The sequence below is a fragment of the Streptomyces sp. Ag109_O5-1 genome, from assembly GCF_003814875.1.
In the GTDB taxonomy this organism is placed as follows: Bacteria; Actinomycetota; Actinomycetes; order Streptomycetales; family Streptomycetaceae; genus Streptomyces; species Streptomyces sasae.
Genome location: NZ_RKQF01000001.1, coordinates 6,052,529 through 6,069,733, shown reverse-complemented (window position 1 = coordinate 6,069,733; position 17,205 = coordinate 6,052,529). Strand labels below are relative to the sequence as shown.

Sequence of the window (17,205 nt, the reverse complement as noted above, 5' to 3'; positions counted from 1 at the left end):
AAAGGCTCGAAACCGGCATCGGTTTCGAGCCTTTCGGCTGTACACGGCGATTCACGGCTCTTTCCGATGTTCCCACAGACTTTGCCTTGTCTACGGTCGCTGACCATGACAGACATTGAGACCCCCACAGATACTCAATCCCTGGAAGAGAAAAGGAAGATGGCCCGTCGCACGGTCCTCGCGGCGGGCAGTGTGGCCGTGACCGCGGTGGGCGTCGGCAGCGCCTTCGCCGAGAGCGGCCCCGCCGTCGCGGAGGACGGCGCCGGAGCCCTGGACTCGACCGCCTCGGCCTCGGAGGGCGCCTGCTACAAGCTCACCTCCGAGCTCGTGGAGGGGCCGTACTACATCGACGCCGACAAGCTCCGCCGGGACGTCACCGAGGACCAGGAGGGCATCCCCCTGCTGCTCACCCTCAAGGTGATCGACGCGGAGACCTGCAGGCCGCTCAGGAACGCGGCCGTGGACATCTGGCACTGCAACGCGTCGGGCATCTACTCGGGGTACGAGGCGATGGGCAGCGGCGGTGGCGGTGGCGGTGGCGGCACCCCTCCGACCGACGCGCCCACCGAGTCGCCGCCGGCCACCCCTACCGACGTCCCGACCGACGCCCCCACCGGACCTCCGCCCGGCGGTGGCGGCGGCCACCAGGACCCGACCGACGACACCCGCTACCTGCGGGGCACCTGGCACACCGACCGGCACGGGCACGTCACCTTCAAGACCGTCTTCCCCGGCTGGTACCGCGGCCGGTGTGTGCACATCCACGTCAAGGTGCACGTCGACGGCGAGTGGACGGACGCCGGCTACGAGGGCGGCCACACCTGCCACACCGGCCAGCTCTTCTTCGACGAGAAGTCGGTCCTGCTGACCGCCGAGGTCGAGCCGTACTCCACGAACACCACGACCCGGACCACCCTCGACGAGGACACGATCTACCCGGGCAACGGGCACGAGGGCGGCCTGCTCTACCTGAAGTACGACAGGAAGCGCGTCGCCAAGGGTGTGCACCCATCTGACCATGGGCGTCGCGCCGGACGAGACGCACGACAACACCTCGCTGACCGTCTAGCGGAGCGCGTCGGCGTCGGGTGACCGCCGTATGCACGAGAGGGCGCCCGGGACTCAGGAAGGAGAGTCCCGGGCGCCCGTTCGTGCCGCCGTACCGCGTCAGGTGTCGTACCGGCCGTCCCACGGCTCGCTGAAGCCCAGATGGTCCGGGTAGAGCTCGGCCCAAGGGCCGTCGTCGTCCTCCTTGGCGACCAGGCCGAAGAACACGCCGTCGACGGTGAGCTGGAACGGGCGTATCGCGATGTCCGTGTACGTCCGCCTCGGCAGGCTGCGCAGCATGGTCGCGAGGTGGGCGCGGGCCCGGGACAGCACCGAGCCGGCGCCGTCCGGGTCCTGCTGCTGCTCGGCCCAGCTGCCCGCACACCAGATCTGCGAGTCCCGGTAGCGGCCCTCGGCGTCGAAGAGATGGACCACCGAGTAGAGCCGTTTCTGCTCCTCCCAGCCCTCGTCGAGCCGGAACCCCTCGGGGAACGCGTAGGTGACCGACGCCAGGAACTGTCCGTCGGCGTAACGGCCGATCGCCTCGGTACGGCCGTGAGGCTCGTAGGCGATCGGGATGAGCTCAGGGGGTGCCATGGCGAAACCATACGGATGTGTTGTGGACATGCGGGTATTGGGGTGGGCCGGTGCCCGCCGGTCCGTCCGGCCGGGAAACGGCTGCCCGGGTCAACTTTCGCTGCCCGTACGCGAGAAGGCCGCCGTATCGCACAAAAAAACACGGCAACCTTTTCGATCTCCACAACCACAGAGGAGTGAAGCCCGCTGGAGCGGGCCCGCCCAAGCACCCGGAAGCACATAAGGACTCCCCTGTGGCCACTGCCTCTCACCGTCGGTCCCTCCGCACCCGCCGTACCCTCGTCGTCTCCGCCGCCGTCGTGGCCGCCGGTGTCGGTGCCGGTGCGCTCGTGCTGAACGCGAACGCCTCCGGTACCGACCTCTACCACCGGACCCTTGCGGCCAAGGACGGCTGGGCGTCCTCCGGTTCCGGTACGACCGGCGGCTCGAAGGCCGACGCCGCGCACACCTTCACCGTCTCCACCCGCGCCCAGCTGGTGAAGGCGCTGGGGTCGGCGAGCGACACCACCCCGCGCATCATCAAGATCAAGGGCACCATCGACGCCAACACCGACGACTCCGGCAAGAAGCTGACCTGCGCGGACTACGCGGCGGGCACGGGGTACTCGCTGTCCGCGTACCTGAAGGCCTTCGCCCCGTCGACGTTCGGCCGCTCCAAGCTGCCCTCCGGCACCCAGGAGACCGCCCGCGCCGCCGCCCAGGCGAAGCAGGCGAAGAACGTCGTCTTCAAGGTGCCCGCCAACACCACGATCGTCGGCATCCCCGGCACCAAGGCCGGCATTACCGGCGGCGATCTGCAGATCCAGAAGGTCGACAACGTCATCGTCCGCAACCTGACGTTCGCCGACGCCGAGGACTGCTTCCCGCAGTGGGACCCGACCGACGGCGACAGCGGCAACTGGAACTCGCAGTACGACCTGGTCACCCTGCGCGGTGCCACCCATGTCTGGGCCGACCACAACACGTTCACCGACGCGGGTCACTTCGACAGCCTCAACCCGAAGTACTTCGGCCGGGAGTACCAGGTCCACGACGGCGCCCTCGACATCACCAAGAGCTCGGACCTGGTGACCGTGGAGCGGAACCAGTTCAACAGCCACGACAAGACGATGCTGATCGGCAGCAGCGACAGCGAGCCCAGCGGCAAGCTGCGCGTCACCCTGCACCACAACGTCTGGAAGGGCATCGTCCAGCGCGCCCCGCTGACCCGTGTCGGCCAGGTGCACATCTTCAACAACGTCTACGACGTCACGCCCCTGAACGGCTACACGCTCCAGTACAGCATCAACTCGCGCGCCAAGGCCCAGGTCGTGGCCCAGAACAACTTCTGGACCGTGCCCGGCTCCGTCAAGGTCTCCAAGCTGCTCAGCGGCGACGGCACCGGCTCGATCGCGGGCAGCGGCAACCTCGTCAACGGCACTACGACCGACCTGGTCGCCGCCTACAACGCCGCGAACTCCAAGAAGATCAGGACGACGGTCAACTGGACACCGACCCTGACGGCGGGCCTGGAGTCCAGCGCGAAGAACCTGCCGGCGGAGCTGGCGAAGACGGCGGGAGCGAGCGTCCTGACCGCGAACTGAGCCGCCCGGTACCGGGGGAAGCGGCGCGCGTCAGGCGGTACGCCCTTCCCCCGGTAACAGCGCCCGGACACGGCTACGGGACCAGCACCAGTCGCCCGCGCACCCCGCCCTCCGAGAGGCGGGCGTGGGCCTTGGCGGCTTCGTTCAGGGGGTAGGTCCCGGCCACCCGGAGCGTCAGCGCGCCCTCGTCCACGAGTGCCGACAGCTCCGCCAGACGCGCACCGTCGGGGGTCACCGCGACGGAGGCCGTCAGTATCCCGCGCACCGGGGCCGGCTCGCCGCCGGGCCGGACACCGACGTAGGCGCCCCCGTCACGCACCCACTCCAGGGCCGTCGAGCCGAGGACCGCCGCGTCCAGTACGGCGTCGAAGCTTCCGGCCTCGACGGCGCCCGCGGTGAAGTGCGCGGCGCCCAGCGACCGTACGAGCTCCTCGTCGGCCTCCCGGGCCAGTGCGGTCACCGACACCCCCCGACGGGCGGCCAGTTGGACGGCGAAGCCGCCCACCGCGCCCGCCGCACCGGTGACCAGCAGGGTCTGCCCCTCGGTCAACTCCAGCAGGTCCAGGGCCTGTACGGCGGTCAGCCCGTTCAGCGGCAGCGTCGACGCATGCGCCGCGTCCACCGTGGCCGGCGCCTTCGCCACCGCGTCCGTCTCCACCACTACGTACTCGGCGTGGGTGCCGAGCGGCCGCACCATGCCCGGGTCCAGCGCCACCACCCCTGATGAGCTGCGGGTGGTTGGTTGCCGGTTCGTGCGTCGGCCCTCCGGATCCGCTGGGCAGTGGATCCGGAGGGCCGACGGCTGTGCGTGGGGGTACGGCGGGCGTCAGGCGCCCGTGCCGCCGAAGCGCTCCTTGTACGTCTCCAGGTCCTCGTCCGTCAGCTTGGCGAACAGGACCGGGGGGACGGTGAAGGGCGTGCCGGCCGGGACGGCGGTGAGGGCGCGGGCCTCGTCGGCGGTGACCCAGGTCGCGGTGTCCTCGGTCAGGGCGAACGCCTCGCGCATCGTCTTCGCCGTCGCCGGGATGAAGGGCTCCGAGACCACCGAGTAGAGGTGGATCAGGTTCATCGCCGTGCGCAGGGTGAGCGCCGCGCCGTCCTTGTTCGTCTTGATCTCCAGCCAGGGGGCCTTCTCCTCCAGGTAGGAGTTGCCGGCCGACCACAGGGCGCGGAGCGCGGCCGCGGCCTTGCGGAACTGGAGGGCCTCCATCTGCGCCTCGTACTCGGCGAGGAGCTCCGCGATCTGCTCGCCCAGCTTCGCCTCCGCCTCGCCGGGCTCGCCGCCCGCGGGGACGTCGTCGCCGAAGCGCTTGCGGGAGAAGGACAGGACGCGGTTGACGAAGTTGCCGAGGGTGTCGGCCAGGTCCTTGTTCACCGTCGCCGTGAAGTGCTCCCAGGTGAAGGACGAGTCGTCCGACTCCGGGGCGTTGGCGATGAGGAAGTAGCGCCAGTAGTCGGCGGGCAGGATGTCCAGCGCCTGGTCGGTGAAGACACCGCGCTTCTGGGACGTGGAGAACTTGCCGCCGTAGTACGTCAGCCAGTTGAAGGCCTTGACGTAGTCGACCTTCTTCCACGGCTCGCGCACGCCGAGCTCGGTGGCCGGGAACATGACGGTGTGGAAGGGGACGTTGTCCTTCGCCATGAACTCCGTGTAGCGGACGTCGGTGTCGACGTCGTACCACCACGACTTCCAGTCGCGGGTCGACGGGTCCTGGTCCGACCACTCCTTCGTCGCGCCGATGTACTCGATCGGGGCGTCGAACCAGACGTAGAAGACCTTGCCCTCCGCCGCCAGCTCCGGCCAGGTGTCGGCCGGGACGGGCACGCCCCAGTCGAGGTCACGGGTGATCGCGCGGTCGTGCAGGCCCTCCGTCAGCCACTTGTGGGCGATGGAGGAGGCCAGCTGCGGCCAGTCCTTGTCGTGCTTGGCGACCCATTCGCGGACCTCGTTCTCCAGCTTGGACTGGAGGAGGAAGAGGTGCTTGGTCTCGCGGATCTCCAGGTCGGTGGAGCCGGAGATCGCGGAACGCGGGTTGATCAGGTCGGTCGGGTCCAGGACGCGGGTGCAGTTCTCGCACTGGTCGCCGCGGGCCTTGTCGTAGCCGCAGTGCGGGCAGGTGCCCTCGACATAGCGGTCCGGGAGGAAGCGGCCGTCCACCGGGCTGTACACCTGGCGGATCGCCCGCTCCTCGATGAAGCCGTTCTCGTTGAGGCGGCGGGCGAAGTGCTGGGTGATCTCGCGGTTCTCGGGGGAGGAGCTCCGGCCGAAGTAGTCGAACGCGAGTGCGAAGCCGTCGTAGACCGCCTTCTGCGCGTCGTGCGCCTGCGCGCAGAACTCGTCGACCGGGAGACCCTGCTCCTTCGCGGCCAGCTCGGCGGGGGTGCCGTGCTCGTCCGTCGCGCAGATGTAGAGGACGTCGTGGCCGCGCTGGCGGAGGTACCGGGAGTACACGTCCGCCGGGAGCATGGACCCCACCATGTTGCCCAGGTGCTTGATCCCGTTGATGTACGGAAGGGCGCTGGTGATGAGGTGTCGAGCCATCGGGGGCTGCTCCCAGGTCGGTCTGTTGCTGCTATTGCGAACCTTGAAATCGTAGCCGACATGTGTATGCCGCCCGCTTCCCGTTTTATTGGGTGAGAAGCGGGCGGCATCAGGGTGCGGGTGCGGTGCGGTTGTGCCGGTGGGGCTACGGGCGCCAGTCGATCAGCAGGCCGTCGTAGAGCTCCGCGTCCGTGAGCTCCAGGGGGGTCGGGCCCGCGTGGAAGAAGGCCGTGTTGTCGGTCTTCAGCTTGCGGAGGTAGTCGAAGGCCTTGTTCTCGTGCTCGCCGAACGCGACGAACGAGAAGAAGAGGGCGGGGTGGGACTTCGCAGCGTCCGTGAGGGACTGGGTGGCCGGGGTCTTCGCGTCCGGGGCGCCGTCCGTCTGGAAGACGACCAGGGCGGGGGTGGCCGGGGTGGCGTTCTTGTCGTGGTGCTTGTCGTAGTGGGCGAGTACGGCTTCCACGGCGGCGTGGTAGCTCGTACGGCCCATCCGGCCGAGGCCGGCGTGCGCCTCGTCGATCGCGTTCTCGGGGGAGGCGGGGGTGAGGTCGGTGGTGCCGTCGACCTCGGTGGAGAAGAAGACGACGTGGACGGTGGGGGTGTCGCCGTCCGGGGTGAGGTGGGTGGCGAGGGCGAGGGTCTGGTCGGCGAGGGCCGCGGCGGAGCCGTCCTTGTAGTACGCGCGCATGCTCGCGGAGCGGTCGAGGACGAGGTAGGTGGCGGCGCGGGTGCCGGTGAGGCCGGCCTTGGCGAGGGCGGTGGCGGCGGCGTCGCTGCCGACGGCGGCTTCGGCCTTGGCCTCGGCTTCGCCTTCGGCCTGGTCGTCCCCGCCCGCACCACCCGTGGCGGGTTCGTTGTCGGGTGCGGGTGGCCCCTGCGGGGCGGATTCGCCGTCGGCGGCTGCGGCGGGTTCCGGGGTGTCGGTCTCGGCTGCCGCCTCGACCGGCTCAGGAGCCGCCTCGGGGGCGGGCTCCACGACGATCTCGGCCACGGGCGCAGTCTCCGCGACCGGGGCGGCCTCGGCCTCCGGCTCGGCCTCGGCCTCGGCCTCGACGGTGGCCTCGGCGACGGCTTCGGCCTGCGGCTCGGGCGCCGCTTCGGCCTCCGGCTGCGGGTCCGGTTCCGGCGTCGTGGTCTCGGCCGCGGCGGGGGCGGGCTCGTCGGCCGGGGTGGTCTCGGGCTCGGCGGTCGCGCTGGGCTCCGGCTCCGCGGCCGGGGCGACCTCGGTCTCCGGCTCGGGCTTCGTGTCCGTCTCCGCGACCGGTTCCGGCGTTGTGGTCTCGGGCTCGGCGGTGGCGGTGGGCTCCGGCTCCGCGAGTGGGGCGACCTCGGCTTCCGGCTCGGGTTCGATGGTTGCTTCGGCCTCCGGCTCGGCGTCCGCCGTCGGTTCGGCAACTGCCTCCGTGACCGGCTCGGCCACGGGCTCCGCCTCGGCCGTGACCTCGGTCTCCGGCTCAGCCACCGCTTCGGCCTCCGGCTCCGGGGCCGCTGCTGCCGTCGGTTCTGCTTCCGGCTCGGTCTCGACCACGAGGGTCACCACGACCTCGGCCTCAGCGGTCGTCTCAGCCTCTGCCTCTGCTTCCGCCGCCGGCTCTGCTTCGGCCTCCGCCTCTGCGACCGGCTCTGCGGCGGTCTCGGCCTCGGCCTCCGGCTCAGCCTCCGCCTCTGCGGTCGGCTCGGCCACCGGCTCAGTCTCGGTCTCTGCCGTCGGCTCGACCGTGCGGGACGCCTGCTTCGGCACCGTCACGTTGTCGAAAGCGGCCGACACCAGGTCGTGTTCCTCGGACGTCGCCGGGCGGGGTTCCGGGACCACCGTCGATGCCGGTGCCGACGTTTCCGGCGTCGGCGTCGGCTGCGAAGGGAGCTGGTCCGCACCCTCTGCTTCGGCGGGGCGCGGCTTTCGCGACCGGCCGAATGCGTTCCGCAGGAGAGTGAGAATGCCCATGTGCGCAACCCTTCGAGTGAGTTGATTCCCGTCAATCCCTGGCCAGGACGGACACGTAAGGTTAGCGGCCCCAGGTTGCGATCTTGGGGAGGGGCGGTGTCGTGCAATCGTCGGCAGCCCGTTGGTCCAACGAGGGCGGGTTCCAGTGCTCTCGTCAGTGCGGGGACGCGATCGCTCTGGCCGCCGCCACCTCCTGGCGCAGGGGCTCCAGAACGCTGTCCGGCGGGCCCGTGAGGTCCGTGCGGACCGCGATCAGGGTCTCCGCCTCCCGGACACCGTCCGCCAACTCGCGGAGCTGGAGGGCCACCTGGTCCACCTCGGCCGCGGCCGGGGGCGGCGCTCCGTGCCGTACCCGCACCCGGGCCGCCGTCGTCGCGTCGACGATGCGTTCCACGGCGACGACGAGGGGCCACCACGCGGCGGCCCGGCGGCCGGTGGGCGGGGGCTCGGTCAGGGCGCGCTGGAACTCCGTGCGGATGACCGACAGGTCGCGGTAGAGGCGGCGGCGCATCCGGGCGCGCGCGGCCGGGTCCGCGCCGTCCTTGAAGGCCAGCTCGACATAGGACGCCATGTCCGCCACCGCGTCGGCGAGGCGGTCGCCGACGCGGGTGCGCCAGCTCTCCGGCCAGAGCAGATAGCCGGCGACCAGCGCGATCGCGCAGCCCATCAGGGAGTCCAGCAGGCGGGGGAGGAGAAGTGCCGTGCCCTGGTGGTTCAGGACGTCGGAGAGGAGCAGGATCACCGGGGTGATGGCGGCGGTCTGGAAGCCGTAGCCGCGGGGGGTCAGGGCCGGGATCAGAGGGGCCAGGACCAGCAGCACCGCCACGTCCCACCAGCCGAGCGGCACCAGTGCGAGGACCGCTGCCGCCACCAGCAGGCCGGCCACCGTGCCGAGCGCGCGCAGCAGGGCGCGGGAGAAGACCGAGCCGAAGTCGGGCTTGAGGACGAACGTGATGGTGAGCGCGACCCAGTAGGAGCGCGGGACCGGGACGAGGGAGACCAGGGCCTGGGCGATGCCGATGCACAGGGCCAGGCGGATGCCGTAGCGCCAGGAGTTGGCGGACAGGACCATGTTGCGGGTGGCGCGGGCGGTGCGGATGCCGAGGGCGGCGGGGCGGCCGAGGCGGTCGTCGATGCCCCGGGGGTCGACGTCGGGGGAGGTGGCGACCTCGGCGGCGTGGCGTAGGGCGTGGTCGGCGGCCCGGCCGGTCTCGTTGCGCGGCTCGGGCAGCTGCAGCCCTATCGGGCCGGTGTAGCCGGTCTCGATCGCGTCGGCGATGTGCCGTACCGCCGCCGGGAACTCCTCCGGGAGCGGCTTCCCGCTCAGGTGGATGGCGGGGGCGGCCTCGACGACCGGGGTGATCGCGTTCAGCTGGGCCAGCATGCGGGTCAGCTCGCGGTTGCGGCCGTGGAACCGGGCGCGCCGGGCGAGGATCAGGTCGTACGACTGGTTCAGGGACAGGGTGACGGCGTGCCGGGCGCTGTCGTACGCGTCCTTGTGCTCGGCGTCCCTGTCGTGGTGGTCCGCGCCGCTCAGGGCGAGCAGGTCGGCGACGGTGCGGTAGGTGTCCGCGACCGCCGAGCGTTCCGGCACGCCCGAGCGCAGTGGCCAGGCCAGCAGGGCGAGCAGCAGGACCCACAGGCCGCCGCCGGTCATCAGCACCGGGGTGAGCCACCAGGCACCGGGCAGCGGCAGGCCCGCGCCGATCACGGAGTTGAGCAGGAGGAGGAGCCCGGAGACGGAGGACACCGCGCCGATCGTCGAGATCATCCCGGAGAGCAGGGCGATGCCGGTGACGGTGGCGACGGTGACCCAGCCCTGGCCGTAGGCCAGGGAGCCGAGGGTGACGCCGACGGCGCCGAAGAGCTGGGGGACCGCGATGTTGAGGATCCGCATGCGGTAGGCGTCGGCGGTGTCGCCGATGACCCCGGACAGGGCGCCCATCGAGGCGAGCGCGCCGTACGCGGCCTGTCCGACCGCGAGCCCGGCGGCGAGCGGGAGCGCCAGGCCGAGGGCGGCGCGGACGAGGGCGGACCGGTTGAGGGGCGGGGCCTGCTGGGGCCGGAGGTTCCTTACCAGCCAGTCGGGAGGCGTGAGGCCGATGGGGAACTCGCGGGACATGTGCCCATTATCGGGGCCGGTCGCAGAGGTATTCGGTCACGGCCGTTCGTCCACCCGCGCCAGGAACTCCCCCAGCACCCTGTTGAACTCCTCGGGGCGTTCCAGGTTCGGCATATGGGCCGCCGCGTCGATGACGTGGAGGGCGGAGTCGGGGAGGAGGGCGTGCATCGCCTCGGCGTCGGATACGGGGGTGTACTCGTCGTCCGCGCCGACCACCACCAGCGCCGGGACCGTGACCTTCGTCAGCAGAGGGCGGTAGTCGGGGCGTTCGGCGCGGCCGCGCAGGGCCGCCGCGGCGCCCTCGGGGTCGGTGGCCGTCATCATGCGGAGGACGTGGGCCTTCACGTCCGGGTGGGCGTAGGGGGCGACCATCTTCTCCAGGACCTCGTCGGCGTAGCCCCGCATGCCCTCGCGCAGGAGGCGGTCGGCCATGGCGTTCCTGCTCCGTCTGCCCTCCGGTGTCTCCGGCGTGGGGAACGTGTCCGCCAGGACCAGGCCCCGGACGCGCTCGGCGCCGAGGCGGTCGTAGCACTCCATGGCGATCTGGCCGCCCATGGAGAGGCCCGCGAGGACGCAGGTCCGCACGCCCAGCTCGTCGAGGAGCTCCGCCAGGTCCGCGGCGAAGCGGGAGAGCGGGGTGATGCCGGGGGTGACCGGGGAGGCGCCGTAGCCGCGCAGGTCGGGGGCGATGATCCGGCGGTCGGCGGCGAAGGCCGTCAGCTGGGGGTGCCACATCGTGCGGTCGAAGGGGTGGCCGTGGATGAGGAGGAGGGGGGTGCGGGTGGTCTGGGGTGAGTTGTCGGTATGTGCGAGGAAAGGGGGCATGTGGTCGACCCTAGATTCCCCCAACTCCTCGGTGCAATAAGATCTTTGCCCTCGGTGCAATATGGAGGGGGCATGGCCGACTTTCGGGGGATCGCCGACCGGATCGCGCTGGACATCGCGCGGGGGCGGTTGCGGGCGGGGCAACGGCTGCCTCCGCAGCGGGCGTTCGCGCGGCGGCACGGGATCGCCGCGTCCACCGCCGGGCGCGTGTACACCGAACTCGTACGGCGCGGGCTGGTGGTGGGCGAGGTCGGGCGGGGGACCTTCGTCCGGGCGACGGAGGCCGCACCGCAGGGGCGGGCGCTCGTGGAGGCGGACCCCTCGCCGGTGCGGGTGAGGGTGAACCTGGAGCTCAACTACCCGTCCGTGGCCGGTCAGCCGGAGTTGCTGGCACTCGCGCTCGCGCCCCTGCTGCGACCGGATGTGCTCACCGACGCCCTGCGGCCGGGCCCCGCCGGCGGCACCCCGCAGGCCCGGGAGACCGCCGCCGAGCTGCTCGCCACCGGCGACTGGCGGCCCGGCCCCGGACGTGTCCTCTTCACCGGCAACGCCCGGCAGGCCATCGCCGCCACCCTGGCTTCCCTGGTACGGCCGGGCGGCCGACTCGGGGTGGAGGCGTTGACGTATCCGCTGGTCAGGGAGATCGCCGGGCGGCTGTCCGTCACGCTCGTGCCGGTCGAGTCGGATGCGGAGGGGCCCGTCGTCGAGTCCGTACTCGCCGCTCACCGGTCCGCGCCGCTCTCCGCCCTCTACCTCCAGCCGACCCTGCACAACCCGACGTCGGTGACGGTCACGACCGGGCGGCGCCTGCAACTGGCCCGGGCGGTCACCGACGTGGGTCTTCCCGTCGTGGAGGACCGGGTCTGGGCGTTCCTGCACTCCGGTGTCGAGCCGCCGCTGGCCGCCCTCGCGCCCGGCCTCGTGCATGTCGTCGACTCGCTCTCCAAGCGGGTCGCGCCCGGGCTCACCGTCGGCTTCGTCGTCGTACCCGAGGACCGGGTGGGCGCGGTGGCGGCCGCCGTGCGGTCCGGGGGGTGGAGTGCGCAGGCGTTCGCGCTGGAGGCGGCCGTGCGGTGGATCGGGGACGGGACCGTGGCGCGGCTCGTCGGGGCCAAGCGGGAGCAGGCCCGGCGGCGGCAGGGGCTGGTCCGTGAGCTGCTCGACGGGTTCGCCGTGCGGGCGGATCCGTGCGGGTACTTCGCCTGGTGGGAGCTGCCCGCGCCGTGGCGGGGGGACGGTTTCACGGCGGCCGCGGCGGCGCACGGGATCGGGATCACGCCCGGCACCGCCTTCCGCGTCGATCCGAAGCGGACGCCGGACGCGGTGCGGATCGGGCTCGCGTCGGCGGGTGAGACGGAACTGGCCGGGGCGCTGCGGACGCTGGCCGCACTCGCGGCGGGCGGCCCGCAGCACCCCCTTCCGGACGGTCAGTCCAGCAGGCCGTCGTAGTCCGGCAGCTTGTAGGTGGTGTCGGCGTAACCACCGGACAGGTCCGTGGTGTTGTTGCCGATGTTGGCGACGATGTCGTAGCCGTCGGTCTCGATCGCCTTGCGCTGGGAGGTCTTGAAGTCGGCGACGCTCTCGCTCGCGATCTCGGCGAGCGTGCGGGTGTAGAGGCCGTCGACCGTGTAACCGACGTGGGTCAGGTTGTACTTGGTGGCCAGGTCGATCAGGTTGGTGCGGGCGCTCACGAAGAACACGCTGACGCCCTTGGCGTGCGCGTCCTGGGCGAGGGCCAGCACCGGGGCGGTGGCGGGGGTGGGGTAGCCGCCCTGGAAGTAGCTCGCCAGCGAGGTGTTGTCGATGTCGAGGACGATCGCCAGCCTGGCGCCGGAGGTGTTGGCGGCGGCGCGGGAGTCGATGTAGGTCTGCGCGGGGCCGGTGACGGCGGCGACGTCGGACAGCCACTGGGCCTCGGTGACGGTCGAGTCGGCGGCCTGCGCGGGCAGGGCGGCGGCGAACGACAGGGCGAGGCCGGCCGTCACGGTGACGGCGGCACGGCGCGCGGTGAGACGGTTCATCGGGTGGGGGCTCCTCAGCTCACGTCGGCCGCCGGTGTTCCGTACCGGCGGCCGTCGTTGCGCCACAGTGCTCGGCCAGGGCGCCCGCCACATGACTCCTGGCGGAGCAGCTGGTTACGTGACTGGCATGTTCTGGTCAGAATTCTGTGAATCCGCACTGAGAGACGGGGAATCGGGCGTGTCGGAGGCCGGTTCGTGCACCGGGGAAGGGCGGCGGGCGTAGCGGCTGAGCCAGGCCAGGGCCGCGACCGTGAGGCCGAGGGCGAGCAGCAGCCAGGAGACCGTGCGCAGGGTGGACGTCAGGGCGTCGTAGACCGCGGCGGCCGCCGGGTGCGGGACGTCGGACGGCAGGTCGGCCAGGGTGAGCCGGCGGCCCACGGTGAGGGCCAGGCCCAGCAGGGCGCCGCCCAGGGCCGTGCCCAGCGCGGTCGCCGTGACGGCACGACGGCGGTGGACGGCGAGGGCGATACCGCAGACCGCGAAGACGACGGCCGCGACGGGAAGCCAGAAGCCGGCGACTTCGAGCACGTGGAACCCCTTCCGGAGCTGGTCGAGTTCGGCGGCCGGGAGGACCGCGACGGCCGTGTGCTGGACCGGGATACGGGCCGCGAACGGCACATGGTTCTCGGCGAGCTGGTCCCTGACCTGGGCGGTGACCGGGGCGAGATCGACGGTCACGGACTCCTCGCGCTCGTCCTGGAGCGCGCTCAGGACGGCGTCGTGGGTGGCCCGGTTGCCCGCGTCCCAGGCCAGCCGGAACGCCCGGGTCTGGGTGAACGAGCGGACCGCCTCGCGCACGAACGGCGCCACCGTGCCGCGCATCGGCCGGCCGACGTCCACCTCGCGCATGATGCCGTCGCCGACCGTGTCCGCCACGGCGTCCCGGACGTCCGGGTCGTCGGCCAGCGGTGCCATCGTGCTGACGTACTGTCCGGTGTCCGCCAACCCGTACGCCGCCCAGGCCGCCAGCGCGCCGAACGGCAGCAGCAGGCAGGACAGCGCGATCAGCAGGGCCGACAGGGCACGCTGGAGGGACGCGGGCCGGGCAGGCCGGGCGGGCCGGGCGGGCCGGGTGAGCCGCGGTGGCCGCGCGGGCCCTGGGGGTGCCGGCGGCCCTGGGGGCGCTGGGGGCACTGGGGGCACGCTTCCAGGCAAGCCGCTGAGGGCCGGTCAGGCGAGCGGGAGGACTGCATCCGGGGCATCGGGAGACCCAAGTCGAGCCGAACGGACGGTACGGCGGCGAAGGCACCGGAAACCCTTGGGGCGCCGCGCTCCGGTGGAGGGTTGACCCGAACGGGTGTTTCCTGGATTCGAGGGGATCTCCGGAGATCTCCTCCCCGCTGGAACGACCGGAGCGGCTTCGCATGGACGTCGTCGAGCCCCCCGAGTGGCCTCGACGACTGGTGAGGGGTAAAGGGGAATGCGTGGGCCCCGGCCGTGGCATGCCGGGGCCGGGGCCCACGCGTACAGCGTCACAGGCGTCGTACGACGCCTGTGACGCTGTAAACGACGTCGCGGCGCGCTACCGGATGCGATGCCCGGCCGCGTCCTCGTGCGTGTAGAAGCGGTAGAACGTGAGGATGAGGACGACGGCCGCGACGGCGAGCGACATGCCGATGGACCGCAGGATCGCCTCGCCGGACGAGCTGTACAGGAAGCCGAACGCGATGCCGGCGAACGCCGCCCACACCGCCGCGTGCAGCTCCCGGCGCAGCCGCGGGGCGAAGGTCATGACGGCCCACAGCACGACCGCGAACACGAACGCGCTGATGAAGCCGGACAGCAGGTTCCAGCCGGTGATGGGCCCGCCGGCGCGACGGTTGGCGGCGGCCCAGTAGCCGTAGATGAGGCCGGTCACCACGGGTATCGCCACCCGGGCCCTCGCATGGGTCCGGGTGCTGAAGATGTCGGGTGTACGGCCGCCCCGGGCCATACCGCCGGACGTGGGTGCCGCTTGAGCCATGAGAGCTCTCCTCTCTCCTCGCCCCCCACCTTCCAGGGCACACCTGCGGGTACCCCGTGGCAAGTCGGCCGTCCGATCCCGTCGAACCCGTCCGGTCCCGTACGACATGCGGCCCGTCCCGGCGCGTGTTTCCCTGTCTCTCGTGACCGACCACCGGGCCCTGTGGCAGCGGAGGGATCTGCTGCGGGTCCGGGGTAGGAGCATCGCCTGGGTGCCGCCGTTCCTGCTGCTGGCGGGGATCACGCTGGTCGACCTCAACACCGCGGAGCACCTCCGGATCATCTTCTGGATCGTGCTGGTGCCCGGTATCGCGGCGGCGATCTGCGGGCTCTGGACGACGGCCGCCTTCGCGGTGCTCTCGGTCCTCGACTACGTCGTCGTGGACAACTTCTGGCCCCGCCGGTACCAGGCCGGGCTGCCCGACTTCGTCCTGGTCGCCCTCGCCGGGCTGCTGGCCACCCTCGCCTGCGCGTTCCGGCTGAACGGCGAACGGCGGATGCTGCACATGCGGGACATCGCCGAGACGACCCGGCGCACCGTGCTGCGTCCGCTGCCGTCGGGGTGGGCGGGGCTGGAGCACGCGGCGGTCTATCTCGCCGCCGACACGGAGGCTCGGGTGGGCGGCGACTTCTACGACATTCAGCCGGGGCCGCACGGGACGCGGGTGCTGGTGGGGGACGTCCAGGGGAAGGGCCTGGGCGCGGTGGAGACGGCGGCGGCGCTGCTCGGCACATTCCGGGAGGCCGGTTATCACGAGAAGGACCTGGCGACGGTGGCCGACCGTCTGGAGACCCGGATGGTCCGCCACCGGAGCCACACGGTCGCCCTGGGCCGCGACGACGGCGACCGCTTCGCTACGGCGGTCCTCCTGGGCTTTCCGCCGGGCGCCCCCGACGTCGTGGAGATCGTCAACTTCGGCCACGAGCCGCCGCTGGCGGTGGGCCCGACAGGGGTCCGCTCCCTGCCGCCGGGGCACGGACTACCGCTGGGCATAGGCGAGTTGGCGTCGGTTGCCGGTCCCCCGCCGACCCTCACGGTTACCCTCTCCCCCGACGAGACCCTCCTCATCACGACGGACGGCGTGACAGAAGCGAGAGACGGCGACGGCGAGTTCTACGCCCTCTCCGACGACCTCGCCCGGTCCCCCACCTCCGACCCGCGCCTCCTGGTCGCCCAGGTCCGCGACGGAGTACTCCGTCACACCCAGGGTCACCTCTCGGACGACACCACGATCTTCGCAGTGCACCGAGCCACAGCGCCCCACTAGCGGCACGGGCCGATCGGGCATTCGCCGGAGACCACCGTCGTGGCTGAGCGCCGTTGCGGCGGACAAAGGGGGGTGCGGCAAGAGGGTGCGGGTGGGGTGGCGTGGGCTTTTCGTTTTGGGTGTACCCCGTAACACCCCCATCCCGGCCCAAACTCCTCCCGCGCCCCCCGCTTTGCAAGCGCAGCGGTTAACGTGCTGACGTAAGTGAACCTGGGGAACAAAGGGGAGGGCCCGATGCCCGGAACCGTGTTGCTGCTCGCGGTCTCGCCGGTGGGCAAAGCGCGTCTGGTGGACGCCGCCTCCGTGCTCCCCGTGCTCGCGGCCGTACCCCCGGCGATACTCTCCGGCACCGACACCGCCAACGTCGTCGAACTCGCCGACCCCCTGGAGCCGCAGGCCGTCCTCACCCGGCTGCGGGCCGCCGCGGCCGCCCCCGGCCCGCTGACCGTGTTCGTCACGGGGCAGTTGCATCTGGACCGCAGGCAGCGGCTGCCGCATCTCGCGCTAGCGCGGACCACGTCGGCCACCGTCCGCTACACAGGGCTCCCCTGGCACTGGATCCGGGAGGAGCTGCGGCTGCGGCCCGCCGGGGCGACGACTCTCGTCCTCGATCTGCACGCGGATCCCGAGACCTGGGAGCAACTGCGCACCGTCCCCCTCGACTCAGGGCGGAACAACGCCGTGTACGGGCGTATCGCGCCCCGGCCCGCCCGGCGGGAGGTCGCCGCACCGTCGTACATGAAGGCCGTGGCGACCGTGTTGCGGAGTGGGCACCGGCCGGCGATGGGGCAGTTGCACCAGCAGGTGCTGGCCCGGATCGGGGCCGAGGTCGCGGGCAATGTGCTGTTCAGTACGTACACGGCCGACAGCGGGGATCCGCACGACGTCATCAGCGCCGCCGCGCGGGACGGTCGGTACGCGGAGGCGGACGAGCTGGCGGCGCGGTGGGAGCAGGCCGCCGCACGGGCGCACGGACCGTCGTCCGAGGACGCGCTGCACTGGTCCGAGGTACGGGCCGATCTCGCGATGTTCGCGGGGGACGCGGCGCGCAGTTGCCGTACCTGGCTGACGGTGGCGAGCGCCCGGCTGGGCGCGGGGCAGCCCGCCGACGCACCGCAGGTCGAGGCCGCCGTGGACCGTGCCCATCACCAGTGGGGTGCCATCAAGGACGCGGCGCGGGCCCGTGAACTCGGGCCCGCGCTCGCGGAGTTGAGACTGAGGGTGCCGGGCCGCCGGGAGGGTGCCCTGGACCATGTCCAGCAGCACCTCCGGCAGTTGCAGACCCAGTGACGC

12 protein-coding genes and 2 pseudogenes are annotated in these 17,205 nt (G+C 71.9%); 5 read left to right on the top strand and 9 right to left on the bottom strand.

All coding sequences use genetic code 11. The features are described from left to right. Positions 1 to 159 precede the first annotated feature (159 nt). A pseudogene (locus EDD90_RS27335) lies at positions 160 to 1,069 on the top strand (dioxygenase). 98 nt (positions 1,070 to 1,167) lie between these two features. Here EDD90_RS27335 and EDD90_RS27330 read toward each other — a convergent pair. Then, positions 1,168 to 1,644 (bottom strand): hypothetical protein, encoded by a 477-nt coding sequence (locus tag EDD90_RS27330; RefSeq protein WP_123975637.1) that lies wholly within the window; start codon positions 1,642 to 1,644, stop codon positions 1,168 to 1,170. A 233-nt stretch (positions 1,645 to 1,877) separates the two neighbouring features. Between EDD90_RS27330 and EDD90_RS27325 the strand changes: the two genes are divergently transcribed. After that, positions 1,878 to 3,227, top strand: coding sequence for a polysaccharide lyase family 1 protein (locus tag EDD90_RS27325; protein ID WP_123975636.1), 1,350 nt, complete (start codon positions 1,878 to 1,880; stop codon positions 3,225 to 3,227). Positions 3,228 to 3,300: 73 nt separating this feature from the next. On the opposite strand, the pseudogene EDD90_RS27320 reads toward EDD90_RS27325, so the two are convergent. The 5 genes and pseudogenes from EDD90_RS27320 to EDD90_RS27300 form a co-directional block, all read right to left on the bottom strand. Further along, positions 3,301 to 3,945: pseudogene (locus EDD90_RS27320) on the bottom strand (zinc-binding dehydrogenase); the annotation flags it as partial. A 108-nt stretch (positions 3,946 to 4,053) separates the two neighbouring features. Then, positions 4,054 to 5,769: a methionine--tRNA ligase gene (gene metG, locus EDD90_RS27315; RefSeq protein WP_123975635.1), complete on the bottom strand. Its 1,716-nt coding sequence runs from the start codon at positions 5,767 to 5,769 to the stop codon at positions 4,054 to 4,056. A 145-nt stretch (positions 5,770 to 5,914) separates the two neighbouring features. Then, the gene (locus tag EDD90_RS27310; protein ID WP_123975634.1) at positions 5,915 to 7,714 is read right to left on the bottom strand and encodes a VWA domain-containing protein; all 1,800 of its coding nucleotides are present in this window, start codon (positions 7,712 to 7,714) and stop codon (positions 5,915 to 5,917) included. A gap of 154 nt (positions 7,715 to 7,868) precedes the next feature. Beyond that, positions 7,869 to 9,836 (bottom strand): FUSC family protein, encoded by a 1,968-nt coding sequence (locus EDD90_RS27305; RefSeq protein ID WP_123975633.1) that lies wholly within the window; start codon positions 9,834 to 9,836, stop codon positions 7,869 to 7,871. A 36-nt stretch (positions 9,837 to 9,872) separates the two neighbouring features. Next, positions 9,873 to 10,661 (bottom strand): alpha/beta fold hydrolase, encoded by a 789-nt coding sequence (locus EDD90_RS27300; RefSeq protein ID WP_123975632.1) that lies wholly within the window; start codon positions 10,659 to 10,661, stop codon positions 9,873 to 9,875. A 72-nt stretch (positions 10,662 to 10,733) separates the two neighbouring features. Between EDD90_RS27300 and EDD90_RS27295 the strand changes: the two genes are divergently transcribed. After that, the gene (locus tag EDD90_RS27295; protein WP_123975631.1) at positions 10,734 to 12,110 is read left to right on the top strand and encodes a PLP-dependent aminotransferase family protein; all 1,377 of its coding nucleotides are present in this window, start codon (positions 10,734 to 10,736) and stop codon (positions 12,108 to 12,110) included. Here EDD90_RS27295 and EDD90_RS27290 read toward each other — a convergent pair. The 3 genes from EDD90_RS27290 to EDD90_RS27280 all read right to left on the bottom strand — a co-directional run bounded on the left by EDD90_RS27290 (position 12,089) and on the right by EDD90_RS27280 (position 14,645). Next, the gene (locus EDD90_RS27290; protein WP_123975630.1) at positions 12,089 to 12,682 is read right to left on the bottom strand and encodes an HAD family acid phosphatase; all 594 of its coding nucleotides are present in this window, start codon (positions 12,680 to 12,682) and stop codon (positions 12,089 to 12,091) included. The two genes, EDD90_RS27295 and EDD90_RS27290, sit on opposite strands and share 22 nt — an antisense overlap. A gap of 114 nt (positions 12,683 to 12,796) precedes the next feature. Continuing rightward, positions 12,797 to 13,702, bottom strand: coding sequence for a hypothetical protein (locus EDD90_RS27285; RefSeq protein WP_260328760.1), 906 nt, complete (start codon positions 13,700 to 13,702; stop codon positions 12,797 to 12,799). A 502-nt stretch (positions 13,703 to 14,204) separates the two neighbouring features. Further along, on the bottom strand, positions 14,205 to 14,645 hold the full coding sequence (locus EDD90_RS27280; protein WP_123975629.1) for a hypothetical protein: 441 nt from the start codon (positions 14,643 to 14,645) through the stop codon (positions 14,205 to 14,207). A gap of 106 nt (positions 14,646 to 14,751) precedes the next feature. On the opposite strand from EDD90_RS27280, the gene EDD90_RS27275 reads away from it, so the two are divergent. Together EDD90_RS27275 and EDD90_RS27270 are read left to right on the top strand one after the other, a co-directional pair. Continuing rightward, entirely contained in the window at positions 14,752 to 15,912 is a 1,161-nt protein-coding gene (locus EDD90_RS27275) for a PP2C family protein-serine/threonine phosphatase (RefSeq protein ID WP_123975628.1), read from the top strand. 234 nt (positions 15,913 to 16,146) lie between these two features. Further along, positions 16,147 to 17,202 carry a hypothetical protein gene (locus EDD90_RS27270; RefSeq protein WP_123975627.1) on the top strand — a complete coding sequence of 352 codons (1,056 nt, stop codon included), beginning with the start codon at positions 16,147 to 16,149 and terminating at the stop codon, positions 17,200 to 17,202. Positions 17,203 to 17,205: the final 3 nt, after the last annotated feature.